Source organism: Roseburia sp. (genome assembly GCF_041325975.1).
Lineage (GTDB): Bacteria > Bacillota > Clostridia > Lachnospirales > Lachnospiraceae > Roseburia > Roseburia rectibacter.
In genome coordinates, this window is sequence record NZ_JBGLEJ010000004.1 from 1,271,873 (window position 1) to 1,298,187 (window position 26,315).

General features: G+C 41.9%; 28 protein-coding genes. 8 read left to right on the forward strand and 20 right to left on the reverse strand.

Going from position 1 to position 26,315, the window contains the following annotated elements; translation table 11 throughout:
- Positions 1–162: 162 nt before the first annotated feature.
- Positions 163–1,266, forward strand: a complete 1,104-nt coding sequence (locus tag ACDD58_RS09455; RefSeq protein WP_370777158.1) for a hypothetical protein — start codon at positions 163–165, stop codon at positions 1,264–1,266.
- 229 nt (positions 1,267–1,495) lie between these two features.
- Here the strand turns inward: ACDD58_RS09455 and ACDD58_RS09460 are convergent, their stop codons facing one another.
- Positions 1,496–2,749 carry a transposase gene (locus tag ACDD58_RS09460; protein WP_370775537.1) on the reverse strand — a complete coding sequence of 418 codons (1,254 nt, stop codon included), beginning with the start codon at positions 2,747–2,749 and terminating at the stop codon, positions 1,496–1,498.
- 342 nt (positions 2,750–3,091) lie between these two features.
- On the opposite strand from ACDD58_RS09460, the gene ACDD58_RS09465 reads away from it, so the two are divergent.
- Entirely contained in the window at positions 3,092–4,132 is a 1,041-nt protein-coding gene (locus tag ACDD58_RS09465; protein ID WP_370777160.1) for a hypothetical protein, read from the forward strand.
- 290 nt (positions 4,133–4,422) lie between these two features.
- Complete coding sequence (locus ACDD58_RS09470; RefSeq protein WP_243102920.1) at positions 4,423–4,689, forward strand: hypothetical protein; 267 nt, start codon at positions 4,423–4,425, stop codon at positions 4,687–4,689.
- A gap of 62 nt (positions 4,690–4,751) precedes the next feature.
- Here the strand turns inward: ACDD58_RS09470 and ACDD58_RS09475 are convergent, their stop codons facing one another.
- From ACDD58_RS09475 to ACDD58_RS09525, 11 genes are all read right to left on the reverse strand, one after another.
- On the reverse strand, positions 4,752–6,080 hold the full coding sequence (locus ACDD58_RS09475) for an MATE family efflux transporter (RefSeq protein ID WP_118209791.1): 1,329 nt from the start codon (positions 6,078–6,080) through the stop codon (positions 4,752–4,754).
- 215 nt (positions 6,081–6,295) lie between these two features.
- On the reverse strand, positions 6,296–6,706 hold the full coding sequence (gene atpC, locus ACDD58_RS09480; RefSeq protein ID WP_118209790.1) for an ATP synthase F1 subunit epsilon: 411 nt from the start codon (positions 6,704–6,706) through the stop codon (positions 6,296–6,298).
- Between the two features lie 17 nt (positions 6,707–6,723).
- Positions 6,724–8,121 (reverse strand): F0F1 ATP synthase subunit beta, encoded by a 1,398-nt coding sequence (gene atpD, locus ACDD58_RS09485; RefSeq protein ID WP_117922432.1) that lies wholly within the window; start codon positions 8,119–8,121, stop codon positions 6,724–6,726.
- Between the two features lie 106 nt (positions 8,122–8,227).
- On the reverse strand, positions 8,228–9,091 hold the full coding sequence (atpG, locus tag ACDD58_RS09490; RefSeq protein WP_118209789.1) for an ATP synthase F1 subunit gamma: 864 nt from the start codon (positions 9,089–9,091) through the stop codon (positions 8,228–8,230).
- Positions 9,092–9,133: 42 nt separating this feature from the next.
- Positions 9,134–10,642: a F0F1 ATP synthase subunit alpha gene (gene atpA, locus ACDD58_RS09495; protein ID WP_117922431.1), complete on the reverse strand. Its 1,509-nt coding sequence runs from the start codon at positions 10,640–10,642 to the stop codon at positions 9,134–9,136.
- Positions 10,639–11,205, reverse strand: coding sequence for an ATP synthase F1 subunit delta (gene atpH, locus ACDD58_RS09500; protein ID WP_117922430.1), 567 nt, complete (start codon positions 11,203–11,205; stop codon positions 10,639–10,641). Before atpH ends, atpA begins: the two co-directional genes overlap by 4 nt.
- Entirely contained in the window at positions 11,193–11,708 is a 516-nt protein-coding gene (atpF, locus tag ACDD58_RS09505; protein WP_117922429.1) for a F0F1 ATP synthase subunit B, read from the reverse strand. The genes atpH and atpF overlap by 13 nt, the downstream gene beginning before the upstream one ends.
- A gap of 59 nt (positions 11,709–11,767) precedes the next feature.
- Complete coding sequence (gene atpE / locus ACDD58_RS09510; protein ID WP_006855263.1) at positions 11,768–12,022, reverse strand: ATP synthase F0 subunit C; 255 nt, start codon at positions 12,020–12,022, stop codon at positions 11,768–11,770.
- A gap of 24 nt (positions 12,023–12,046) precedes the next feature.
- Positions 12,047–12,835 carry a F0F1 ATP synthase subunit A gene (gene atpB / locus ACDD58_RS09515; protein WP_117922428.1) on the reverse strand — a complete coding sequence of 263 codons (789 nt, stop codon included), beginning with the start codon at positions 12,833–12,835 and terminating at the stop codon, positions 12,047–12,049.
- Positions 12,798–13,232 (reverse strand): ATP synthase subunit I, encoded by a 435-nt coding sequence (locus ACDD58_RS09520; protein WP_117922427.1) that lies wholly within the window; start codon positions 13,230–13,232, stop codon positions 12,798–12,800. Before ACDD58_RS09520 ends, atpB begins: the two co-directional genes overlap by 38 nt.
- On the reverse strand, positions 13,213–13,458 hold the full coding sequence (locus ACDD58_RS09525) for an AtpZ/AtpI family protein (protein WP_186900499.1): 246 nt from the start codon (positions 13,456–13,458) through the stop codon (positions 13,213–13,215). The genes ACDD58_RS09520 and ACDD58_RS09525 overlap by 20 nt, the downstream gene beginning before the upstream one ends.
- A gap of 1,230 nt (positions 13,459–14,688) precedes the next feature.
- On the opposite strand from ACDD58_RS09525, the gene ACDD58_RS09530 reads away from it, so the two are divergent.
- Positions 14,689–14,970: a hypothetical protein gene (locus tag ACDD58_RS09530; protein ID WP_117920512.1), complete on the forward strand. Its 282-nt coding sequence runs from the start codon at positions 14,689–14,691 to the stop codon at positions 14,968–14,970.
- A gap of 121 nt (positions 14,971–15,091) precedes the next feature.
- On the opposite strand, the gene ACDD58_RS09535 is transcribed toward ACDD58_RS09530, so the two are convergent.
- The 4 genes from ACDD58_RS09535 to ACDD58_RS09550 form a co-directional block, all read right to left on the reverse strand.
- Positions 15,092–15,577: a dCMP deaminase family protein gene (locus ACDD58_RS09535; protein ID WP_117920610.1), complete on the reverse strand. Its 486-nt coding sequence runs from the start codon at positions 15,575–15,577 to the stop codon at positions 15,092–15,094.
- A gap of 132 nt (positions 15,578–15,709) precedes the next feature.
- Positions 15,710–16,339 (reverse strand): uracil phosphoribosyltransferase, encoded by a 630-nt coding sequence (gene upp, locus ACDD58_RS09540; RefSeq protein ID WP_015561153.1) that lies wholly within the window; start codon positions 16,337–16,339, stop codon positions 15,710–15,712.
- Position 16,340: 1 nt separating this feature from the next.
- Positions 16,341–16,820 (reverse strand): phosphotyrosine protein phosphatase, encoded by a 480-nt coding sequence (locus tag ACDD58_RS09545; RefSeq protein ID WP_118209787.1) that lies wholly within the window; start codon positions 16,818–16,820, stop codon positions 16,341–16,343.
- A 21-nt stretch (positions 16,821–16,841) separates the two neighbouring features.
- Positions 16,842–17,894: an L-threonylcarbamoyladenylate synthase gene (locus ACDD58_RS09550; RefSeq protein ID WP_243006783.1), complete on the reverse strand. Its 1,053-nt coding sequence runs from the start codon at positions 17,892–17,894 to the stop codon at positions 16,842–16,844.
- A gap of 231 nt (positions 17,895–18,125) precedes the next feature.
- On the opposite strand from ACDD58_RS09550, the gene ACDD58_RS09555 reads away from it, so the two are divergent.
- On the forward strand, positions 18,126–19,163 hold the full coding sequence (locus tag ACDD58_RS09555; protein ID WP_117920514.1) for an aldose epimerase family protein: 1,038 nt from the start codon (positions 18,126–18,128) through the stop codon (positions 19,161–19,163).
- A 156-nt stretch (positions 19,164–19,319) separates the two neighbouring features.
- A complete protein-coding gene (locus tag ACDD58_RS09560; protein WP_022112022.1) occupies positions 19,320–19,490 on the forward strand; it encodes a DUF362 domain-containing protein in 171 nt (56 codons plus the stop codon).
- Positions 19,491–19,608: 118 nt separating this feature from the next.
- Here the strand turns inward: ACDD58_RS09560 and ACDD58_RS09565 are convergent, their stop codons facing one another.
- Both ACDD58_RS09565 and ACDD58_RS09570 read right to left on the reverse strand, forming a co-directional pair.
- On the reverse strand, positions 19,609–20,967 hold the full coding sequence (locus tag ACDD58_RS09565; RefSeq protein WP_370777167.1) for an ATP-binding protein: 1,359 nt from the start codon (positions 20,965–20,967) through the stop codon (positions 19,609–19,611).
- A 379-nt stretch (positions 20,968–21,346) separates the two neighbouring features.
- Positions 21,347–23,074, reverse strand: a complete 1,728-nt coding sequence (locus tag ACDD58_RS09570; RefSeq protein WP_370777169.1) for an IS1634 family transposase — start codon at positions 23,072–23,074, stop codon at positions 21,347–21,349.
- A 261-nt stretch (positions 23,075–23,335) separates the two neighbouring features.
- Between ACDD58_RS09570 and ACDD58_RS09575 the strand changes: the two genes are divergently transcribed.
- Positions 23,336–23,632, forward strand: coding sequence for a nucleotidyltransferase family protein (locus ACDD58_RS09575; RefSeq protein ID WP_370777172.1), 297 nt, complete (start codon positions 23,336–23,338; stop codon positions 23,630–23,632).
- A complete protein-coding gene (locus ACDD58_RS09580; RefSeq protein ID WP_015521801.1) occupies positions 23,629–24,024 on the forward strand; it encodes an HI0074 family nucleotidyltransferase substrate-binding subunit in 396 nt (131 codons plus the stop codon). Before ACDD58_RS09575 ends, ACDD58_RS09580 begins: the two co-directional genes overlap by 4 nt.
- A 50-nt stretch (positions 24,025–24,074) precedes the next feature.
- Here the strand turns inward: ACDD58_RS09580 and ACDD58_RS09585 are convergent, their stop codons facing one another.
- Positions 24,075–24,797, reverse strand: coding sequence for a MerR family transcriptional regulator (locus tag ACDD58_RS09585; RefSeq protein ID WP_117920518.1), 723 nt, complete (start codon positions 24,795–24,797; stop codon positions 24,075–24,077).
- Between the two features lie 181 nt (positions 24,798–24,978).
- A complete protein-coding gene (dnaB, locus tag ACDD58_RS09590) occupies positions 24,979–26,313 on the reverse strand; it encodes a replicative DNA helicase (protein ID WP_370777176.1) in 1,335 nt (444 codons plus the stop codon).
- Positions 26,314–26,315 lie beyond the last annotated feature (2 nt).

The window sequence follows — 26,315 nt, forward strand, 5'->3', positions numbered from 1 at the left end:
ATTTATGATCTCCCCATGTATACTACATCTATCGCAATTCGATTTTATTTCCATAGAATCATTTTCTGAATACCACTCTTTTCATTCCGGCATTTCGCCACCTATTTCAGAAAACTATTGTGAAAAACACTTAAATTTTTTATAATTAAAGGAGAAAACTACATGGGGAAAAACAAAGGAAAACGAAGTCACACAAAACATGTTTTTGTGCAGAAGAAGTACCGGGATGCCTTGTTCCGCAGGATTTTTAATGAGAAATCAGTTTTGCTGGAGTTATACAATGCCCTGAATCAGACAGATTACGATGATGCAGATGAACTGATCTTTTACACGATCGATGATGTAATCTATCTCAGATATAAAAATGACGTATCATTCATCGTCCGTGGCACATTAAATCTGTATGAGCACCAGAGTACCTTAAACCCCAACATGCCGATCCGCGGACTGATCTATTTCGGCAAACAGTATGAAAGCTATATCAAACAAAATAACCTGAACATTTATGGGAAAAAACTGCTTTCGCTGCCGTTTCCGCAGTTTGTTATATTTTATAATGGAATTGAACCGTTGGAAAATGATAAAGATTACATGGAACTGCATCTTTCAGATGCGTTTATATGTGCTGAATCAAACCACCTGACAACAAATGCTGCACCCAGACAGCCAGTCGTTACTACTGATATGCCTGTTTCTGATATTGATGTCCCTGACTCCGCTGCGCAAAATACGTCCAGCCCCATCAGCACCCGCCCCTGCTTAGAGTGCACTGCACGGGTTTACAACATTAATTATGGACACAATCAGGAACTGATGGCACGATGCCGGACTTTAGAGGAATATTCCATTCTGATCGGCAGAATTTCTTCGAAGGTCAGAAACGGTATTCCATTAGAACCGGCAGCAGATGCTGCTGTACAGGAATGTATCAGGGACGGTATTTTGCAGGATTTTCTCACCAAACACAGATCGGAGGTCGTTGGTATGTTATTGGAAGAATTCGATATGGATGAATATATTAAAATGGAACGCAGGGACAGCTATGCGGATGGGCATGTGGATGGCTTAGCGATGGGTTTAGCCGAAGGCAAACGTCTTGAGCAGTTACACGTCGTCCACAACATGTTTCAAAAAAACATCCCTGCCGAAAACTGCGCCGACCTGCTTGACGAAGATATCGCTTTTATTAATCACGTATATTCTCTATGCCAGATGCACGCAGACTGGTCAGATGAAGATCTTTACCATGTATTAAAAGAAAAATAGATCTTTATTAAAATTCCTGTAAGTATATGTTTATTATCAGATACTTATAGGGATTTTTTCTATCTATATTCCTTGAGTTTCCGCAAAATGTAATCAAAACATGATTACATCTTCCCAAAGCACCAATCTGTCAGTTTTTTTGATATTTTAGATTGACAGTTCTATGAGTAGAGGCACTTTAATAAGCCCCACCGGAATCGGGCTTTGGGAGATGTATTCTTTTATCTATCTAAGCGGTCAGCTTAAGGCAGAGTTGACGATATGCCGGACGTTTTGTCCGAAACCACAGCCTGACGCCTTCTTTTGCATATGATAGTATGCCGGAGATACCTTTGGCTAACCGGTAATAGCAGAAATGTACCTTTTCCTTTACAGGGTCTGCTTTTTGTATGATTGCAACCTTTAGTGCATGCGTTTCTGGTTTCATGGACATATGTGCCAGAAATGCCATGCACAGGGTAATATAAAAATTCAGGGCATTGATTGCAGCGAGCTTCCTCACACGGAAGTTTTCAAACTGAAACATCTGCTTCTTACAGCGGAAATATTCCTCAATGCGCCATCTGGAAAAGTAAGTCAGGGCGATATTTACCACGTCTTCTTTGGATTTGATTTTCTTATTGGTTGCAAGCATCATGGGATGTTCTGTAATGCCGTAAACCAGTACGAGATAAATATCTTTCTTTGAAGCGGTAATCTGTACTTTCACATGAGAAAGATAGGCATCATGCTTTTTACCCTTGTATGTCAGGGCAGTTTTAATCTTACCCTTTCTCTGATTACGAAGCTGTGTGGCAGGAACCCATTTTCCATGGAAGAAGAGTTTCCTTTTGGCAGTAAGACGGATGACATAGTCTTGTTCCAGTTCATCAAGTTTCAGAAACATCTTGTTGTCATCGTAGCCTCTGTCCATGGCAAAGGTTGCTTTGCCAAAGAGAGCTGCACCACGTTCCATTGCAGAAAAAGTAACATCATTTATAGAGGTAAAATGTTTTTCTTTTGAAGAATGAATTTCTGAAAAAATACTGACAGGATGATTATTTTTAGTGAGAACACAGGCTTCTGTTACATGATATCCTTTTTCATAAACTGTTTTGGAAGCAGTACTTTTAGAGCCATCTCTGACAAGTCCGAGAGCTTCAAATTTGTAACCATCAGGCTTTACAACATCGCTGTCATCAATGTGTATGACAGGTTCTTGCGGAGCCCATTTACGGATGGCAGTAAGATAAGATTTAAGCGCGGTGGAGGAAATGCCATTGTTTAAATGTCTGGTCAGCCGTTCAACAGAATTGACCTTTTTGGAATCTTCGTGAAGCTGATCCACAACATCGGTTAAAAGACAGCTTCTGGAGGCAAGCATACCATAAGTCATCTCGGCAGAAAACTTTTTGTCCGGCTTGGACAGGTGTTTTGAAATTTTATTTGAAAAAGTTAAAATTTCCCGTTTCAAAGTATAAGTATTTGTTGTAGAATTAAGCATAAGGAGTCCTCCTGATTTTTGTTTAGTATCTTTTTGATTAGACACCTTAATTTTACTACAAAACAGGAAAGGATTCCTTATATTTTGGGCATTTTTTGAAAGTTGTTTATGACGATGATTATGAAAACGGGGCTTTGTGGATAAAAGTACGGAAACTCAAGATCTATATTCTACTTGTGTATAATAATATCTTTATGTTATACTACTTTTATCGCAATTCGATTTTATTTCCATAGAATCATTTTCTGAATACCACTCTTTTCATTCCGGCATTTCGCCAGCTATTTCAGAAAACTATTGTGAAAAACACTTAAATTTTTTATAATTAAAGGAGAAAACTACATGGGGAAAAACAAAGGAAAACGCAGTCACACAAAACATGTTTTTGTGCAGAAGAAGTACCGGGATGCCTTGTTCCGCAGGATTTTTAATGAGAAATCGGTTTTGCTGGAGTTATACAATGCCCTGAATCAGACAGATTACGATGATGCAGATGAACTGATCTTTTACACGATCGATGATGTAATCTATCTCGGATATAAAAATGACGTATCATTCATCGTCCGTGGCACATTAAATCTGTATGAACACCAGAGTACCTTAAACCCCAATATGCCGATCCGTGGACTGATCTATTTCGGCAAACAGTATGAAAGCTATATCAAACAAAATAACCTGAACATTTATGGGAAAAAACTGCTTTCGCTGCCGTTTCCGCAGTTTGTTATATTTTATAATGGAATTGAACCGTTGGAAAATGATAAAGATTACATGGAACTGCATCTTTCGGATGCGTTTGAATATGCAAAGCAAACCCCAGTGGAAACGAATGTGGTATCTAATTCCACTGTGCAAAATACCTCTGGCTCTTTCAGCACCCGCCCCTGCTTAGAATGTACTGCGCGGATTTACAACATTAATTATGGACACAATCAGGAATTGATGGCGCGATGCCGGACTTTAGAGGAATATTCCATTCTGATTGGCAGAATTTCTTCGAATGTCAGAAACGGCATTCCATTAGAACAGGCAGCGGATACCGCTGTACAGGAATGTATCAGGGACGGTATTTTGCAGGATTTTCTTATCAAACACAGATCGGAGGTCGTTGGTATGTTATTGGAAGAATTCGATATGGATGAATATATTAAGATGGAACGCAGAGACAGTTATGAGGATGGACATGAGGATGGATTAGCCGAGGGCAAACGTCTTGAGCAGTTACACGTCGTCCACAACATGTTTCAAAAAAACATCCCTGCCGAAAAATGTGCCGATCTACTTAATCAAAACACTGATTTTGTCAATAAAGTATATTCTCTATGTCAGGCTCACCCAGACTGGTCAGATGAAGATATTTACAATGCATTAAAAGAAAAATAAAGCTTTATTAAAATTCCTGTAAGTATATCATTTTATCAATATCTCATACTTGCAGGGATCTTTTCTTTCTATTCTACTTGTGTATAATAATATCTTTATGTTCATCCACCGCAATTCGATTTTATTTCCATAGAATCATTTTCTGAATATCACTCTTTTTCATTCCGGCATTTCGCCAGCTATTTCAGAAAACTATTGTGAAAAACACTTAAATTTTTTATAATCAAAGGAGAAAACTACATGGGGAAAAACAAAAGAAAACGCAGTCACACAAATCGGAGGTCGTTGGTATGTTATTGGAAGAATTCGATATGGATGAATATATTAAGATGGAACGCAGGGACAGCTATGAAGATGGATTAGCGGAGGGGAACCGTCTTTATCAATTACATACCATTCACACCGTTCGCAACATGTTCCAAAAAAACATCCCTGCCGAAACCTGCGCCGACTTGCTTGACGAAGATATCGCTTTTATTAATAACGTATATTCTCTATGCCAGATGCACGCAGACTGGTCGGATAAAGATTTTTACAACGCGTTAAAAGAAAAATAAGTCCATTACATAAAAAACACCTGTAATTACATGCCCGGCAACATATAATTACAGGTATTTTATTACTGAAATATTTCTTTTTTACAGATCACATAGGAAATAACTGCCACGATCACTTCCGTCACCCAGAATGCATGCCAGACACCGGCAGCTCCAAATATTTTGCTTAAAATAAATGCCAGCGGCAGGATCACTATGATATACCTGAGCACTGAAATTACTAACGACTCTTTTCCTTTTCCAAGACCTTCTAATGCTCCTGACACAGTGACAGATACCGACGATGCAATAAATCCAATACTGATCAGACGCAGTGCCTCTTTTCCATACAGAATCGTCTCCGGATTACTCGTAAACAATCCTATGAGAGTCTGCGGAACTGCCAAACAAAGTATTGTCCCGATCACCATGACTCCGGCGATCAATATCAGTGCCGATCTGAAAATATCTTTCACACGTTTTTTCTCCCCTGCACCATAATTATACCCAACCAATGGGCGCATTCCCTGCACCACACCATTTCCTGTCAGATATAAAAATGTCTGCAGCTTAAAATAAGCCCCAAGAACAAGTACATAACTTGCAGAATAAACAGCAAGAATCGCATTTAATGCAGAAACCTGGATTGACGGAAGCGCAAGACTCAATGTTGCAGGCACACCGATTGAATACATTTTTCTGCTAAGTGCTGCATCCGGCGTCATATCTTTCAATCTTACTTTTACCGGAATTGGATTTAAAATGTAAAACATTAAATAACATACCAGAGATATGATCTGACCGATCCCAGTTGCAAGTGCTGCTCCACGGATTCCCATTTCAGGGAAAATTCCGATACCAAATATCATAAGCGGGTCTAAAATAATATTAGACACGCATCCAACCAGCATACAGAGCATAGATGTTTTCATTCGCCCCACCGACTGAAAAATCTTTTCAAAACAAAGACCCGCTGCATTCGGTACTGCAAAAATAAAAACAATCTTTGCGTACTCTGTTCCCATCTCTATGATAGATCTTTTATCTGTAAACATGGCAAGAAAAGGTGCTGTGATTGCAATGCAGACTACCGCCAGAACAAATCCATGGATCATATTAAAAAGTGTTCCCAATGACGCCGTTTTATCTGCGGTATTATGTTTTTCTGCTCCAAGAAAATATGCGATCGTCGCATTGATTCCGATTGCAAATCCAATGACAACCGCATTGACCAGATTCTGCAGGGGAAATACTAAAGAAAGCGCCGTCATTGCATCCTCGCTGATGCGGGCAACAAAATAGCTGTCAATGATGTTGTATAGAGCGTTAACTAACATTGAAAATGTCATCGGCAATGCCATAGAGATAACAAGCGGCATGACCGGTTTTTCTTTCATAAATTTCTGGTTCATTGTGTAATCCTTTCGTTACTGTTTACCCGAAAGCCTGGCACCTGCCATCAAACTTTGGGGTTTTTATTCCTGTGCGCAAAAAAATGCCACACAGCTATAACGCCTTATAGCTGTGTGGCGAAAAATAGAGTTCATCACTCAAGAAAAGTCCACTCCATAAAAATGGTTTTGGAACTGTATTATAACCAGTAAATTTTATTTCTGTCAAGTAAATCTTATTTTGCAATATCAATACGCACCAGTGCTTTGCGAAGTGCAAATTCCGCACGTTTGACATCGATTGCCTCTGTCCGGTGGGCAAGTCGTTCCTCAGCGCGCGCACGCGCAGCTTCGGCACGGTTCTTGTCGATCTCATTCGGCCACTCTGCAATCTCTGCGAGAAGTGTTACCTTATCCGGCAGGATTTCCGCAAAGCCGGAATGTACCGCTGCGATCACGTCATCTTCACCTGTTTTATGAATCTTTACAATACCAGGTGCTAACACAGTCGTGAGCGGAATGTGCTTTTTATATACACCGATCTCACCGGAGGCAGTGGTAAACTCGATCATATCGCCCTCACCCGTATAAAAAACACGATCCGGCGTAATGATCTCTACCTGAAAAATTCTGTTTTCGTCTGCCATATACTATCCCCTTAAATCTACTGCATCTTTGCACGGACATCATCGATCGTACCTGCATTTAAGAAATAACTCTCCGGTACATCATCATGTTTTCCTTCAAGAATCTCTTTAAATCCACGGATCGTCTCTGCGATCGGAACATATTTTCCATCCAGTCCGGTAAACTGTGTTGCAACGAAGAACGGCTGGGATAAGAATCTCTGTACCTTTCTTGCACGGCTTACGACCAGTTTATCATCCTCGGAAAGCTCGTCCATACCAAGGATTGCAATGATATCCTGTAATTCTTTGTATTTCTGTAAAATCTCCTGCACACCGCGGGCTACCTCAAAATGTTCCTGACCAACGATACGCGGGTCTAAGATACGGGAAGTAGAACCAAGCGGATCTACTGCCGGATAAATACCAAGCTCTGCAATAGAACGCTCAAGTACGGTTGTTGCATCCAGATGTGCAAATGTAGTTGCCGGAGCCGGGTCAGTTAAGTCATCGGCAGGCACATAAACTGCCTGAACGGAAGTGATAGAACCGTTCTTCGTAGATGTGATACGCTCCTGAAGAGCACCCATCTCTGTCTGTAATGTCGGCTGGTAACCTACAGCGGAAGGCATACGTCCTAACAGCGCGGATACCTCAGATCCTGCCTGTGTAAAACGGAAAATATTGTCAATGAAAAGCAATACATCCTTACCGCCTTTATCACGGAAGTACTCTGCCATCGTAAGACCTGTTAATGCAACACGCATACGTGCTCCCGGCGGCTCGTTCATCTGTCCGAACACCATGGTGGTCTTATCGATAACTCCTGATTCTTTCATTTCATAGTAAAGGTCATTTCCCTCACGGGTACGCTCACCAACGCCGGTAAATACGGAATATCCACCGTGCTCGGTTGCGATATTGTGGATCAGCTCCTGGATTAAAACGGTTTTACCTACACCGGCACCACCGAACAATCCGATCTTACCACCTTTCTGGTAAGGGCAGAGAAGATCTACGACCTTGATACCTGTCTCTAACATCTCCTGGGATGTTGCCTGTTCCTCAAATGCCGGAGCAGGTCTGTGGATCGGCCATTTTTCCACACCGGTCGGAGGATCGATCTCATCGATTGGATCTCCTAATACATTAAACATTCTGCCTAACGTATTCTCACCTACCGGCACGCTGATCGGTCCGCCGGCTGCAACTGCATCCATTCCACGGACTAATCCATCGGTCGATCCCATTGCGATACATCTGACTGTATCATCGCCCAGATGCTGGGAAACCTCAACGGTCAATTCTTTTCCCGACTGTTCACCTTTTAACGGGATACGGATCGCATCGTTGATCTCCGGCAGATTGCCCTCTGTGAATTTAATATCCAGAACGGCACCGATAATCTGGGTAATCTTACCGATATTATTTGCCATCGCTTCTTTCTCCTTGTAATCATATTTTTATGCAGATTCCTGCGAAATATTTTTCCACTGTATCTGCCTGAACACAGCCGGCAATATTTCCTGATATAAAAATCTGCTATCCAGAGATTGCCGACGCACCGGCAATGATCTCTGTTAATTCCTGTGTAATCGAGCCCTGACGTGCCCGGTTGTATTTGAGCGTCAGATCACTGATCATATCCTCTGCATTGCTCGTTGCAGAATCCATCGCCTGCATTCTCGCACCGTTTTCACTGGCAACTGCCTCCACAAGTGCCCCGTAAAACAGGCTTGTAACGTATTTTGGAATGATCATATCAAGTGCTTCTGTCTCATTCGGCTCATAATTCATCAGAACGTTTGCCTCTGCTGCTGCACCAAGTTCTTCTTCATCAAACTCGATCGGTAACAGCTTCATCAGCTTCGGTTCGTGTACGACTGTATTTTTAAAATGTGTATACACCAGATAAATCTCGCCGATCGTGCCATTGGTATAATCCTCAAGCACCTTCTTGCAGAGTTCTGCCGCATCATCATAGGATGGTGACTCGATGATATAAGAATCATCTTCCTTAATATGATAACCACGGCGTTCTAATACCTCGCGTCCCTTTCCACCGATGGCATAGATCTCTACATCATCTTTGGAAAAGTCACTTCCCGTAACCAGCTTGATCAGGTTGGAGTTGTATCCACCGGCAAGTCCACGGTTGGATGTGATCACAACGATCGCTTTCTTTGTGGAAGTACCTTTTTTCAGATATGGATGATCGATTCCGCCTGATCTTGCAAGCATGGAAGTAACGGTCTGGTACATATAGTTCGAATATGGATTCGTCTGTTCTGCCCTGCTTTTTGCTTTCTGCAGTTTTACGGTTGAAACAAGCTTCATGGCTTTTGTGATCTGCTGCGTACTCTGTATGCTGCTTTTTCTTCGTTTAATGTCCCTCATTGAGGCCATAACAACTTCCTCCTTTTTTTGGCGAAGTCCTGCTTGTTACGCTTATTTCAAGAAATCTGCCTTACATTCTTCAATCGCTTTGACGAGTTTTGCCTCTGTCTCATCACTGATGACTTTCTCTGTGCGGATTGCTTCCGGTACATCCGGATATTTGGTATCCACATACTCAAACAGTGCTTTTTCAAACGGTAAAACCTGTTCTACCGGAATATCCAGAAGGTATTTTCTGGTTGCAGCATAGATGATGATGACCTGTTTTTCAACCGGCATCGGCTGATACTGCGGCTGTTTTAACATTTCACGGATTCTGGCACCCTGTGCTAACTTCTCTGTCGTGTCGGCATCAAGTTCGGAACCAAACTGTGCAAATGCTGCAAGCTCTCTGTACTGTGCTAACTCGACACGGATCGGCGCTGCGATCTTCTTCATAGCCTTGATCTGTGCAGAACCACCTACACGGGATACGGAAAGACCTGCGTTGATCGCCGGACGGAAACCGGAGTTAAACATCTCTGTCTCAAGATAGATCTGACCATCGGTAATGGAAATAACGTTCGTCGGAATATACGCTGAAACGTCACCCGCCTGTGTCTCGATGATCGGCAATGCAGTCAGGGAACCTCCGCCAAGTTTATCGGAAAGTCTTGCTGCACGCTCTAAGAGTCTTGAGTGAAGATAGAATACATCTCCCGGATAAGCCTCACGTCCTGGTGGACGTTTTAAGAGTAAGGAGAGTGTACGGTATGCGGCCGCATGCTTACTTAAATCATCGTAAACAACGAGAACATCCTCACCATTCTCCATCCATTCCTCACCGATCGCACATCCTGCATACGGTGCAATATACTGTAATGGTGCAAGCTCACTGGCAGTAGAAGCAACCACTGTCGTATAAGACATTGCTCCAAATTCTTCTAATGTTTTCACCAGAGCGGCAACAGTGGACGCCTTCTGTCCGATGGCAACGTAAATACATTTTACGCCCTGTCCCTTCTGGTTAATGATCGTATCGATCGCGATCGCTGTCTTACCGGTCTGTCTGTCACCGATGATCAGCTCACGCTGTCCACGTCCGATCGGCACCATGGAATCGATCGCCTTGATACCGGTCTGTAACGGTGTATCTACGGATTTTCTCGAAATAACACCCGATGCGACACGCTCGATCTGACGATATTTGTCCGTCTCGATCGGTCCTTTGCCGTCGATCGGCTGTCCTAACGCATTGACAACACGTCCTAACATGGCGTCACCAACCGGAACCTCTACGACTCGTCCGGTGGTCTTTACGGTATCACCTTCATTGACATTGCGCTGTGCACCTAAAAGTACAGCACCAACATTATCTTCCTCAAGGTTTAATACCATTCCGTATACTTCTCCCGGAAATTCCAGAAGCTCACCCTGCATTGCGTTGTCAAGACCGTGAATACGTGCGATACCATCTGCTACCTGAATAACGGTACCAACGTCAGCTACTTCTAACTGCGCTGCATACCTTTTGATCTGTTCTTTAATTACGGAACTTATTTCTTCTGGTCTTAAATTCATGAAGCGCATTCACCTGCTTTCAACTGTATTTTTGATAATTCGCGTGTCAGATCATTTAATTTGGTCCGGACACTGGAATCAACGACTCTGTCGCCGATGCGAATCACCATTCCGCCTATCAGTGCGGAATCCACTGCATAATGCATCTCAAATTTCACATACTTTGTAGTCTCTAACAATCGTTTCTCCACTGCTGCCTTCTGCGCTTCGGATAACTCCATTGCTGATGTCACATAAGCGGTTCCGATGTTCTTATACTCCTTGACACAGTCAATGAAATAATCCAGCACCGTATCCACTTTTGCGAAATGACCTTTTTCTACAATCAGGCGGAGCAGTCCAACAAACTCCGCGGAAATCTTTTCTGCAAATATGTCTTCTATGATCTTTACTTTTTCTTCTTTAACGATTTTTGGATGACTCATTAATTTGAAGAGCTCAGGATTTTCTTTTAAAGCAATTTTTACTGCAACCGCTTCATCCCGGAATTCATCCATTCTTCCGCTCTCTAGCGCAACTTCAAACAATGCATCACCGTATGTTTTTGATACTAGCTTTGCCATGTCGAATCACCCATTTCTTTCAATGTTTCTTCTACCAGCGTATCCTGCACGGTCGCATCGATATTTGCTGCAACAACTTTTGCCGCCATCATGGATGCAACTGTGATCATTTCCTGTTTTACTTCATCCATTGCACGCTTCTTAGAAAGCTCTGCTTCTTCGTTAGCTCTCTTTATGATGCGCGCTGCTTCTTCTTTGGCGTCACTCTCAATACGTGCTGCATTCTTCTGCGCCGTCTTGCGTGCCTCGCTTAAGATCTGCTCTGCCTCTTTATCGACATCTTTTAACTTTGCATCATATTCTGCTTTGAGTGCTGCTGCATCCTGTTTATCCGTCTCTGCCGTCTTAATATCGGCTGCGATACGGTTCTTTCTGTCATTCAGCAGCTTGCGTGCCGGTTCAAACAGCATCTTGGACATGAATAAAAATAAGAAAAATACTGCTAACGCCATTAAAACCACATCATGCAGTAACTGAAAATCCAGTCCAAAAAGTCTTGTCATTTCCTCCAAGGTTCGGCCTCCTTTCCAAATTTTTTATTCCAAAAATGGAGCGCCATTCATTAACCCAAAGGCTGTACGAACAGTAAAAGCATCGCAATCAAAAGTCCGTAAAGACCTGTTGTCTCTGCAACTGCTTGTCCTAAAAGCATGGTTGACATAATGTCTCCCTTTGCACCCGGATTACGTCCAACTGCTGCTGCACCATGTCCTGCTGCGATACCCTGTCCAATACCAGGTCCGATACCGGCAATAACTGCCAGACCTGCACCGATAGCTGAACATGCCATAATTAAATCGTGTCCTGTGATATTCATATTAATCCTCCTAAATAAAATAAATTATTCTTGTTCGTAGTTCTGACCAATGTATGTCATTGTCAACATACAAAATACATACGTCTGAATTGCTCCTGAGAACAAGTCAAAGTATACATGGAGTGCTGCCGGCCAGATGATTGCTATTTTGCTCAGCAGTCCATAAACTAATGCCATCATAACGGTTCCTGACAATACGTTCGCAAAAAGACGAAGCGACAATGAAATCGGCACTGCGATCTCACTGATCACATTGATTGGAAACCAGATTGGCAGCCATGGTGGCAATGGGGAACACATATCTGTCCAGATCTGCTTGATCGGCAGATTCTTAAACTGCGTGATATGGATCAGGAAGAATGTAATAAGACCAAGTGCCAGTGTCGTACCATAGTCAGCCGTTGGTGGTCTTAATCCAAACAGACCTGATATATTACTCATAAGAATAAAAATAAAAATGGTACTGATATAATTGACAAACTTCGGTGCTGCCACCTTTCCCATGGTGCCGCTTACCATGTTATCAAGCATCTCAACCATCAGCTCGATAACATTCTGAAATCCCTCCGGGATCTCCTTTGCATGTTTGATCGCACGGTTTCCTGCAATGGCAAGTGCCATCATAAGCAGCATAACGATCAATATGCAGACATGCGATGTTGTGATCCAGACTTTATGTCCGAATATCTCGTACTGAACGATACCATGTATCATAAAGTCGATATTTTCGGCTCCGGATGACATCAGAATTGCATGATTCACTCTCTCACCTCCCTCATATGAAATTGTTATCTTCACTGTCTGAAGATACATCACCTCTTCCTTGCAGTTTTTGTATTACTCTATGTGTAAAGGGCTGTAAGTACGCAGATACCTTAAGTCCCAATACCCCGATAAACGCAGTGATCAGATTTCCGAGATTCCATTCCATCATAATAAAGAAAACGATCACAACAACAGCATAGCGGAGCAGTGATTTTACAATGATCTTCTTCTTTGCATTGTCCTCTCCATACAACTCCACCGCATCTCTTAATACAGTTGCGATGTTGACTGCCATACCGCACGCTAAACCGATACCGATCAGAAGTCCCGTGGTGTACCTGGCTTTGTCGGTGACAAACCAAACACCTGCTAATTCCACGATCACTCCATACACAATAATTCCCAAAACAAGTCCCGGCAATGCATCATTGATTCTTCGTAACATTATTTCTGCCACCGTCCTGTCCGTAAATCTTTTTTGCCATTTTAAAAATATTGGTAAATCCGGCCAGAGCACCCATGATAAACAATGGGATCACGATCCAGAGCATATCATATTTTCTGCCGATCCATGTACCAAAGAGAGTGCACATCACGATCGGAACGATCATATTCAATCCAAACTGCAGGATCAGTGTCAGTGCCTGAAACACCTTTCTGTTTTTTCTCACTTGCATCGTTCCTCCATAAAGTACAATCTTTATTCATTATAACATTTTTCGCCATTTTGTCTATCAAATATCCGTCATTTTGTATAGATAATATTTCCTTTTTGTTAAGAAATATTTCAAATTTGTCTATTATCTGCACTATATTATAAGTAACCCGATAAATGATGGTTTGTGGGTGATATGCGTCGCCCGTCCAAATGGTGTGTCGCAGGCTTGTGAGTGGCATCTTACGCAAAGCCGGAGTTAATTTTGGTTCCATTGTACGAAAATAAGAAAAGTCTAAGTGTGTCTGGGTTAGATTTTCTCGGAGTGACGTGAACGGCAACAACGAGTCATCCATGACTCGATGCTGCCTTGTTCTGCCATCCGTGGCAGAACATCACTGTGTATCTACAGACACACTAAGATTTTCTAATTTTCTCCCAAAGTCACAAAATCAGCTTCGGCTTTGCGCAAGATGCCAGCCTCCAGGTTATGTAACACCATTTGGGTGGGCGGTTCATCTCAAAATCGGGGGCGCGGGTGTGAATTTTTGACATTTGCACGAATGGAAATATGCTTAAAATCCTAATGTGCTGTATCACTAATATTCAGCCTGATGACTTCCCAGAATTTTTATATGCTACATTATATTATAAGAATCGTTTCGTAAATTGTCCGACCAATAACACAAAATATTTTTTCAAATGTGTATGGCAATAAACATGAGCATAGTGGGATACATTGAAGTTTTTGCCAACGTTATCAAACAAATAATAAACCATTGAATATAGTTATTTGGAAATATCTTTTTAATCAGATTCAGACACAAAACACTAAAAATTTACGCACCCCCAAGGTTGTAAAATGAGTTCCCCAGCTAAGGGTGGTTCACAACCTTGCGGCTGGCGAATCGCATCAAGCCGGGACTCGTTTTGTGACTTTGGAAGAAAATTAGAAACTCTTAGGATGCCTGTCCGTAACACAGTGTTGTGCTGCCATGGACGGCAGCACAAGTCCTAATGTGCCCGGACGGCACATTTAGGACGCACACGTCACTCCACCCCAACCTGAATCAGGCATGCTTAGAGTTTCTTATTTTCGGACAACGGAAACAAAACAGTCCCTGCTTGATGCAATTTGCCACTTACAAAACTGCGACGCCACCCTTAGCCGGGGAACTCATAGCCCAACAAACCACAATTTATCGGGCAATGCATTTTATGATCTGAGCCATCGGAGGTCGTTGGAATGTTGTTAGAAGAATTTGATATGGATGAATATATTAAGATGGAACGCCGGGACAGCTATGAAGATGGATTATCTGAAGGCTTATCCAAAGGTCACATTAACGGCGAGTACTCACACCGTATACACACTGTCTATAACATGTTTCACAAAAACATTCCTGTAGAAACCTGTGCCAATTTACTCAACGAAGATATTTCCTTTGTTAATAAAATCTATCTCTTATGTCAGACGCACGCAGAATGGTCAAAAGATACTCTTAAAAAATCTTTAAACGAAAAATAATGCTGTTGAAAAAATAAGTCCCAAAAAAAGCATGCCGGAAAATCTATCCAAATGATATTTTCCAGCATGCTTTTCGCCATTGAAGTTACAATTATGGACAATGTAATAATTGCAGCTATACTCACAGTTCCAATTCAATCCTGCGATTCGTGTGTTCATAACGCTGCAGCACAACCCCCGCTGCTTTCAGCATCTTCTTTGATGCCACAACCGACGGTGTTGTCTCATATTTGTCGCTGTCATACACGATCCTGCGGATTCCTGACTGGATGATTGCTTTCGCACATTCATTGCATGGAAACAGTGTAACGTAGATCGTCGCGCCCTCTAAACTTCCGCCCCGGTAATTTAAAATTGCATTCAGCTCACTGTGTGTAGTGTAGAAATATTTATTCTCTAAAGGCTCGCCCTCTCGCTCCCACGGGAAATCATCATCCGAGCAGCCGGTCGGAAACCCATTATACCCCATTGAGAGTATCTTGTGATCTTCGCTGACAATGCAGGCTCCCACCTGTGTATTCGGATCTTTTGAACGCATTCCCGAAAGCAGTGCAACTCCCATAAAATATTCATCCCAGCTGATATAATCTTTCCTTTTGCCGCTCATGTTGATCTCCATTCTGCAGACGTTTTCCTGCATCAGAGAAACCGCAGATTAATTTGATTCTGCGATAAAACTGCTTTGTGACGTCTGCGGCACAAACAGCCATATAAAAATATGCTGTCAATTATTTTCATACTATTTGGTTCCAAAAATACGGTCTCCGGCATCTCCAAGGCCCGGTACAATATAACCATGCTCATTCAAATGGTCATCCAAAGCCCCGATATATACATCTACATCCGGATGATCCTCCTGCATTTTTTTCACACCTTCCGGTGCTGCAATAATGCACATCAGACGGATATTTTTAACTCCTTTGTCCTTTAACATCTGGATGGCTGCCGAGGAAGAACCTCCGGTTGCCAGCATCGGATCTACCACAAACACCTCTCTGTTTGCACAGTCTGCCGGAAGTTTACAGTAATACTCTACCGGCTCTAATGTCTCCGGATCACGATAAAGTCCGATATGTCCGACTTTTGCTGCAGGAATCATTGCCAGCATACCATCCACCATGCCAAGACCGGCACGTAAAATCGGTACAACAGCAAGCTTTTTGCCCTTTAACTCTTTCACAGTCGTTTTGCAGATCGGTGTATCGATCTCCACATCTGCAAGTTTCAAGTCTCTGGTTGCCTCATAGCACATCAGCATTGCAATCTCGCTGACTAAGGTACGGAAATCTTTTGATCCGGTTTCCTCTCTGCGGATGATACCGATTTTGTGCTGGATCAACGGATGATCCATTACTACGATTTTTCCCATTTTAATTTTCCTCGCTTCCTTCGTTACTTTCTTCATTTAAAAGAGTGACCAGCTTTTTGATGGTCTTTCTCATTGTTTCATAGCATAGCCCATATGCCTGCAGACTGCCGCCATACGGATCTAAAATCTCCAGTTCATCTCCGACAAGTTCCGTGAGAACATATACATTCTCCGGGTTGGCTCTCTCGTATTTTTCCAGAACCTTTTCTAACTGGGCGTGTTCCATAACAAGAACTAATGTGTCCTCTGTAAAATCTTCTTCCGTCAGCTGTGCCGACATATAGCCATCCAGATTGATCCCATTGCTGATCATGACTGCTTCCGCTTTCTGATTGAGCGGCTCCGGAAATAAAACGACCATTCCTCTCGCACCGATTTCAACCGGATGTTTTAATACATACTCCCCAAGTATGCCCGCTGCCATCGGAGCACGGCAAGTTCCATTCTCCGCGACAAACAGGATTCGATTATATTGTTTCATGCGTTATCCTTCCTTCTCCCATCAAACCTGAATCACCTGATGTCCTGCTGCTTTCATTAACCGGTTCATGATTGCCTGACCGATTCTCGGTGTTGAAAAACTTTCTGAATAAATCGCATCTACATTCCAATCATCAAATTCACGCAATATTTTATATAAATGTCTGGCAATGGCATCCTCATCGCTCCTCGCTCCGATCGTCACCACATAATCTGCCTGATACAAAGATTCTGTCTCATCCGTTGCAACAACACCGACCTTTAGTCCTGCTGCCTGTTTTTCCCTGACTAATGCATTGATCTTTGCAACAACAGCCTCCTGTTCTCCCTCAACCAGCACCAGATCTGCCTTTGGCGCATAGTGTTTATACTTCATTCCAGGCGCTTTCGGCTTCTTTGTGGAATCCGCAGCAATGATTCCCGGATCAATGCGCACTTCTTCCCCGAGTACTTCCTCTAACATCTCTTTTGTAATATAACCCGGGCGCAGAATCATAGGTATCTTTTCCGTCAGATCAATGATTGTAGACTCAATACCGATTCCAACCGGCCCCCCATCCAGTATCATCGGTATCTTACCATCAAGATCTAATGCCACATGTGCCGCTTCTGTCGGGCTCGGCTTTCCGGAAGTATTGGCACTCGGTGCCGCGATCATACAACCGCTCTCATCGATCAGTGCAAGCGCAACAGGATGATTTGGCATGCGGATTGCCACCGTATCCATTCCACCGGTGGTTTCATACGGAACCTTTTCATTCTTCCACACAATCATGGTAAGCGGTCCCGGCCAGAACGCGTCTGCCAGTTTCTTTGCCTGCGGCGGAACCTCTTTTGCAATGGATAAAAGTTCTTCAAATCTGCATATATGAACAATCAACGGATTGTCCGAAGGACGTCCCTTTGCCGCATAGATCCGTTTTGACGCCTCCGGATCAAGTGCATTTGCCCCGAGTCCGTAAACCGTTTCGGTCGGAAATGCTACCAGCCCGCCGGATCTTATGATCTCTGCCGCCTCCCGCATATCCTCCTTATTCGGATCGTCTGCGTCTATTTTTATTAATTTTGTCTGCATATATCACTACTTCTTTTCTAATATAATTCTTATTTTTATTTTTCCCAAACATTTGTATTATCGCACATTTTATCCAAATAGGCAACAGAGTGTGCATAATTCGCGGATTTGTACCTTGATTTTCCAGCAAAATTACCATAGAACCCGAACTGTAACTTGCTATGTTTCCGTAAATGTGGCATAATTATTACTGTTCATCTGCAAACAGTTATGTTTGGAAAGGGGGTTTTCATGAAAATTACAAAATCTGATTTTGGTACAACAAACGCAGGAGAAAATATTAATATATACCATCTTGAAAATGAGGCAGGTGCCTATGTAGAGGTTCTGAATTTCGGTTGCCGTCTTGTAAAGATCGTCGTTCCGGACCGTAACGGAAAACCAACAGATGTCTGCCTAGGTATGGACACAATGTCTGCCTATGAAAATGATGACGCAAGTCTTGGTGCCGTAGTCGGACGTGTTGCAAACCGCATCAAAGACGGTCATTTTACTTTAAATGGGAAAGAATACCAGCTTGCCGTAAACTGTGGAACCAATCATCTTCATGGAGGTCTGATTGGTTATGCCTCCAAACCATGGGATGCAAAAGTAAAGGATGACAAACTGATCCTGACTATGAATTCTGCCGACGGTGAGGAAGGTTATCCGGGCAATCTGACCCTGACAGTTACCTATGGCTGGTCTGAAGACAATGAACTTTCGATCGTATACGAAGCATCTGCTGATAAGGATACTTTGTTTAATGTCACAAACCACGGTTATTTCAATTTAAACGGTGAGGGAAGCGGTGATATCCTTTCTCACGAACTTTATATTGATGCAGATTCCATCACAGAGCTTGATGATTCACAGGCACCTACCGGAAAACTGATCCCGGTAGACAATACGCCATTTGATTTCAGAGTGATGCACACGATTGGGAAAGCCTATTACTCCGAATATGAACAGCTTCATAAGTTTGGCACTTACGATCATAACTTTGTGATCAACGGAACCGGTCTTCGTGAAGCAGCCGTATTACAGTCCAAAGACAGCGGCATCCGTATGACCTGTTTTACAGATCAGCCTGGCATGCAGCTTTATGTCGCTAATCAGCCGCTCAAGCAGCCTGGTAAAAATGGAAAAGTTTACGACAGCCGCACCAGCGTATGCTTAGAGACGCAGCATTTCCCAGATGCGATCAATCATGAGAATTTCCCGAGTATCGTACTTCATCCGGACGAGCCGTTCCATTCTAAGACACTGTATCATTTTTCTACGTTTTAGTGTGGCAGATCCGCAGAGTCCAATTATTTTGTGCTGATTTTTGTACATGGTTTTTTCGGGTTTTGACTTGTAATACCATCTTTTTTGTATTAGAATAATCTAAAGCTACTGAAGCGGTAGCGAGTCTATGATTTTATTTTTAAGGAGGGAATACAAATGGCATTCGTAATTTCTGATTCTTGCGTAAGCTGTGGTACATGCGAACCAGAGTGCCCAGTAGGAGCTATCTCTCAGGGAGACAGCCAGTTCGTAATCGACGCAGGCGCTTGTGTAAGCTGTGGTACATGTGCAGGGGTTTGCCCAACAGGAGCTATCAGCGAGGAATAATACTTAAAGAGTTTTTTGCGAGTAAAACTCTTGCGGCTTAGATGCGATGCATCCGGCCGCCAAAAAAGGAGCTGTGAATTTTCACAGCTCCTTTTTTGGCAGCGAATGCAGAATTTTCCTAAATAAGTCCGCTTAAATCAATTTCATAAATCATTTTTTCCGGTTCCCTTTCCTGTTGATAAAACAGGATCATATACCATGGTAAATACAGGATTTCCCCTTCTTCCACCACATTTGATTTTGAAAATACAATATTTTTTTCAAACTTCCATTGTTCTACTTTCATTGCATGATCCATTGCCAGATGCTTTTTGAAGTCATTTCCTGACTTGATCTCTACAAGTTCTGTGTGAAGTCCTTTTTGTAATACAAAATCTAATTCTCCAATTTTCTTAGAATCATAATAGTGAAGTTCAAAACCGTTCGATTTCAGGTTTTGCGCAAATGCATTTTCCAGAATACTTCCCATATTGACGTCAACATTCCCCATCAGAAGATCAAACTGGATATTTTCCATACAGGAAGCACAAAGCAGTCCAACATCATTCATATAAAGTTTGAACAGGTTTCGTTTTTCACTTAACTGCAGCGGTGCCTGTGGTTCTGTCACGTTATAACATGGCAATGCAACGCCCGCATCCGCTAACCAGTTAAAGCTGTCCTCATACCTGATATGCCTTGCGGAAGCATTAATACTGTTTAATTTAAATCTCCGGTTCTTCTCATTTAACTGCGCAGGAATGCTGTCAAATATTGCCTTGATCTTTATTTTTTCATTTTCCGTAGCATATTTTGCAATATCCAGGCGGTAAAGATCTAAAATACTTCTCTGATTCAGCACCACTTTTGCAATATCATGCGTATCAACATAAATCTGTACGGTTTCGGGCATTCCCCCAACTACAAGATAACTGTAAAAAAGTTTGCAAAGTGTCTCATGTACTGTCTCAGATACTTTTTCCTTTTTGTCATAACACGATTTCAAATACTGCAGTGTATGATTCTGTATGCCATTCGCCCACAAATATTCCTCAAAATCCAGCGGATACATTGGTAAAATCTGTTCAAAGCCAACCGGATAAGATGTGACATCCTTGTACCGCACACCAAGCAGCGAGCCAGATTCTATATAATCAAATCTTCCATCCTCTACCAGAAATTTGATCGCAGACCGTACCCTTGGACATTCCTGAACTTCATCAAATAAAATCAGTGTCTTTCCCGGTTCTAACGGTGTCTGAAGATACGCTGTCAGATTCGTGATAATTGTTTCTGCTGTCAGTTTATCATTAAAAATATCTGCTGCCCTCTCGTCTGTCACAAAATTCAGTTCTGCAAAATGCTCATATTCATTTTTTCCAAACTCACGGATCAGTGTTGTTTTTCCGATCTGTCTTGCCCCTATAATACACAAAGCCTTTCCACTGGCTTCCTTTTTCCATTTTAAAAGATCCTCATACACTTTTCTTTTCAGCATTTCCATCCTCCAATATTAGGATTTCCAACTCTCTGCTCTTATATTAACATTTTTTCTTTGTTTTTCAATGTATATTGTAACAGTTTTCAGTACATTTTTCTTTAATTTTTATATGATATCTGTAACATTTTTTAGTACATTTTTCTTTTATTTTCAGATAGTATCTGTAACATTTTCCAGAAAATGATCCACATCTTTGCTGCTGTCAAGAAAATCAAACGGTTACATAAACTATGCTGCACAAATTATATGATGCGCAAACGGTGCAAATCAGTTATAATCTCATTTTTGACAGTTGATTAGTTAATAAAGTGCCACAATCCCTGTAAATACAAGGGGTGTGGCACTTTTATCTGCATACACGAAATATAGTAATGTTTTATCTCCGCTTACTTTTTTTCTGAATTCCTTTTATTTTCCGTTTTGTTATGAATTGATAATCCGTTCTGAATCCGCAGGTTTCATGGAGATCGTCAGTGATTTCCTGACGCTCATATACCGGCATGAAGCCCTGTTCTTCTATATCCGTAAATTTTATTTCTTTTAAAGTGTGAAGTAATTGTTCTGTGGTATAAGTCCCTTTCAAGGAGCGGTTTAATAACCGGAAATGTAACAGAGCAAGAAAACAGGTAAGAAAATGAGCCTTAATTCGGTCTTCACGGTTTAAGTAAACGGGTCTGGCTTCAAAGTCTGTTTTCATAGTTCTGAAACAGTCTTCAATCTGCCATCTTCCTTCACTGACTTTTAAGATATCTGCAACGTTATCATCAAGCAGGTCTGTACATACCGCATAAAGCCCGTCATACATTTCTTCTTCAGCAATCTTATCCGTATCGAGATAATAGTGGATCTTAGCTTTTTCTCCTTCGTTGGTTACAGCTACCTTATTTACAAATCTTGCAGGATCATTTGGATTTTTGCGCTGTTTTTTTAGAGAGCCATTTGCAACCATTTTTTCTGCCCGACAGATCTGCTCCGCACGGATGGATTTCTGATAAGCGGCATATTTAGGGGAGTAGGTTATGATCAATCTTTGATCCAGTTTTTTTGTTGTAAATGGTTCGTCTTTATAATAAAGCTGGTTCTTGTCATCATCTGTCAGTTTTGTGAGGTCAACAGGTTTATCATCTGAGAGACGTTTAAAGCCAGTTTTCTTTAAAGCCCATGCCCGGTCTTCAGCAGGCAGCTTTTTGATGGACTGAGTGACAATAAATGCCCTCTGTCCCATGTGATTAAGAACACGGTTATCCTCAGAAGCAAGTCCGGCGTCACTGCAATAGATAAACTTATCACAGCCGAATTGTTGGAGAATCTTTGTTTCTAAAGGTTTTAAGGCTTTCTGCTCATTTTGGTTTCCAGGAAAGAGCGAGAAAGCCAAAGGTATTCCGTCACCATCCGTAAAGAGACCCATTTGAATAATGGGATTCGGACGGTGCTCTTTGCTTTTTCCGTATTTTTTATCTCCATTTTCCTGTTCGATTTCAAAGTAGTAGTTTGTGCAATCATAATAAAGGATCCGATCCATTCTGTCACCGAGAAAAAAGCTATTTTTATAAACTTCTGATTGAATAAAATCCATTTCAGAAGCAAGAACAGAAAGAGCTCGGTACACATCATGAAGTTCATAAGTGGGAGGCTCAAGGAACTGTTTTGCTGCTCGGAAAGAAGAACTTTTGCTGGAAGGTTCTAGAACCCTTGTATAAATTAAATCAGATAAAATCGCATTAAGATCATACTCGAATTTATGTCGGCTTTTGATTTTTTGGCAGACAGAATCGAGCTTAAGTCCATAGTAAATAGACTGAAGAAAAAGATATCCGCCAGAAAAAAGTTTCTGCTTATTATAGTCCATGAGTCTGTTGGAATGAAATGGGATCATGACAGTAGCATCCTCTTTTTCACTTTTATATTTCAGTGTTTCAAGACGAGCCTGTTCATTTGCCCATTCAACAACTCCGTCACGATCCGTGTGGAGCTGCGCTGATAATTCAGCTAACGTACCTAATTTTCGGATGGTTTTGGAAGTACTTTTCCCATTGGCATTTGTATAGGACTGAGTGATGTAAAAGGACTCAGAATTTTTTGATTTTGATGTTGTTATACGCACAATAATCACCTCTGTCACCATTATACCACATATCACCAAATATTACTATATAATAAAAATAAAAATTTGACAAAAAAATAAGCCTATTTCAAGGCTTTGCGGTACTTTTTTGCATTTCAATGTGTCAAACTCCCGCTGCTGTCAAGAAAATCAAACGGTTACATAAACTATGCTGCACAAATTATATGATGCGCAAACGGTGCAAATCAGTTATAATAGTCATGAATAATAAAAATTTAAAAATGGAGTGTTATTGATTCGATGTGTCAATTAGACCCGGCAATAAAAAAAGATATTATAGCCTGCTGTAAAAAATATAATGCAAATAAAGTCATTCTATTTGGCTCCCGTGCCAGAGGAGATAACGGACCTTACAGTGATATCGACCTTGCAATTAAAGGAGCTGATAACTTTGACCGTTTATTTGCCGAATTAAAATACAATGAATTTACGCTGCTTGACATGGATATTATTGATCTGGACGGCAGGGTAAGTGAACCTTTGATGAAAGATATTTTAAATGACGGACATATTTTATATGAGAGGACAGAAAAATGAACCGAAAAATTGAAAACTTTTTTTCAAGCCTTGATACTTTACATGAAGCTTCCGTTACTGACTATACTCAAAACAAAATTGTTTTAAGCGGTTGTGTCAACACCTTCTGCCTGACTTTTGAATTATCGTGGAAAGCAATGAAATACGTTTTGGAGTCAGAAGGTGTCGATAAAGGCAGAACCGGTTCTCCAAAATTGATTCTTATGGCTGCCCTTACGCGTGGATTGATCGAAGATGAAAATGCATGGCTTCGCATGTTACGGCTCCGGAATGACGAATCACATCATTATAATCAGGACTGTGCCATTGAACTGTGCCGCATGATTCCAGAGCTTCTTCCTTACTTTGATGATCTGAAAGAGAAAATAATTATTTTCGGATATGGCGAATGATAAAAAACGCTATTGCACCAGTTATCATACTATAATGCAATAGCGTTTTTTTATGCTTTTTCTTTTTTATTTCTGCCCCATCTTTTTTTGGGTTCTTTCTTTTTCAGATTCCCGCGGATCGCCGCATCCAGTTTCCGGAAACGTTCCTCATCCGCCTCATCCTGTTCTCTCATAAGATAATTCATTTCCTTGATGACCTGTTCCCCCACATCTTCGCTGATGCAACGGCTCAATTCCTGATTATTTGCAGCAATCGCTGTACCGACGATCTGCGTCATCAATTCTGTAAACTGTGCCATTTTATCGGTGTTATCAAGTACACTCTGATTCTCATGCTGCGCAGATACTGGCATATTTCTGCCTGAATCCGTGTATGGATTCAAATCTGCATGCTGATCCTGTTTTGCAGCATATCCATCCTGAATGCGCGTAACCTGACCAGACTGATGCTCCGCCTTGACAGCTTTTTCATCCTGCGTATATGCAACCTGGTGCAGATCCTGTTTTATTCCCGGATGTGCAGTGCCAACCTCTGCCTGCGCATCGGGGGACATATTATGTACGATCATACGAATCGCTTTCAACTGATATCCTTGTTCTTTTAATTCCTTGATCCTCTGGAACTCCTGAATGTTTTCCTTTGTGTAATACCGGTGCCCAAGTTCATTTCGCGGAACATTAAGCTCCAGTTCATCCTCCCAGTAACGTAATACATGTGACTCTACATTTACAATATTTGCAGCGTCGGAAATCATGTAACGTACCTTTTCCATTCCGGTTCCTCTCCTTCCTTTTATCTGCTAACCTATATTATAAGCATTCGAAAGGACGTCTACAACGAAAATCGCTCGTCTTATTCCGACATGAACCGGCAAAACGCTACTGTTCACACACTGTGTGAGCAGTAGCGCAAAATAAATACCCGGCATATCCTGCGAGATACCGGGCATTTATTTATTTCTCCATATTGGCAAACTTCGTATACTGCGGCAGCCATACCAGATTGACGGTACCGATCGGACCGTTTCTCTGTTTGGCAATAATGATCTCTGAGATTCCTTTCATCTCAGAGTCATGGTTATAGTAATCGTCACGATAGATAAACATAACAACGTCGGCATCCTGCTCGATCGCACCTGACTCACGCAGGTCAGAAAGCATTGGACGGTGATCCGGACGCTGTTCTACGGCTCGTGATAGCTGGGACAATGCAATCACCGGCACAGAAAGCTCCCTTGCAAGTGCCTTTAAGGAACGGGAGATATCTGAGATCTCCTGCTGACGGGAATCAGATCCCCTGCCGGAACCGGACATCAACTGTAAATAGTCAATGATGATCAATTTTAAGTCGTGCTCTAATTTGTATTTCCGGCATTTGCTTCGCATTTCTGCAATGGAAATACCCGGCGTATCATCAATGATAAGCTCTGAATTGCCGATCGTTCCGGCTCCTTCAATGAGCTTCTCCCAGTCAGAGTCTGAAAGATTACCAGTTCTGAGTGCCTGTGCATCTACCCTTGACTCCAACGAAAACAAACGGTTTACAAGCTGTTCCTTTGACATCTCAAGCGAGAAGATCGCTGTACACATACGTTCGTGAAACGCTACATACTGCGCAATGTTAAGAACAAACGCCGTTTTACCCATGGACGGACGCGCTGCGATCAGGATCAGATCGGACGGCTGTAAACCTGCGGTCCGGTAGTCAAGGTCAATAAAACCTGTCGGGATTCCCGTAACGGTGCCGGATGTTTTTGCTGCGTTCTCAATCTTTTCAAGTGCGTTCATAACAACCTGGCGGATCGGTACATAGTCCCCGCCACCACCGCGGGTGGAAAGCAGATCAAATACCTTTTTCTCGGTAATATCCATGACCGTCTCTACACTCTCTTTTCCCATGTAGCACTCATTTTCGATCTCTTCATTTAATTTGATGAGTTTACGCCGCATGGAGTTATCTTTTACGATCTGGGCATAATATTTTACATTTGCCGATGTTGGAACTGCATTTAAAAGATCCCTCACAAACTCTAAACTTGCAATCTCTGCCGGTACATCTTTTTCTTTTAATTTATTCTGCAAAGTGACCAGATCGACCGGAAGTCCTTTGCTGTATAATTCGACCATGGTATCAAACAGGATTCCATACTGTTTGTAATAAAAATCCTCACTGATGAGCATTTCCATTGCAGTGAGGATCGCATCTTTATCCATGATCATAGAGCCGATGACCGACTGTTCCGCCTCACGGCTGTTCGGCATCGTACGGTTGATCAGTGTTTCTTCCATTT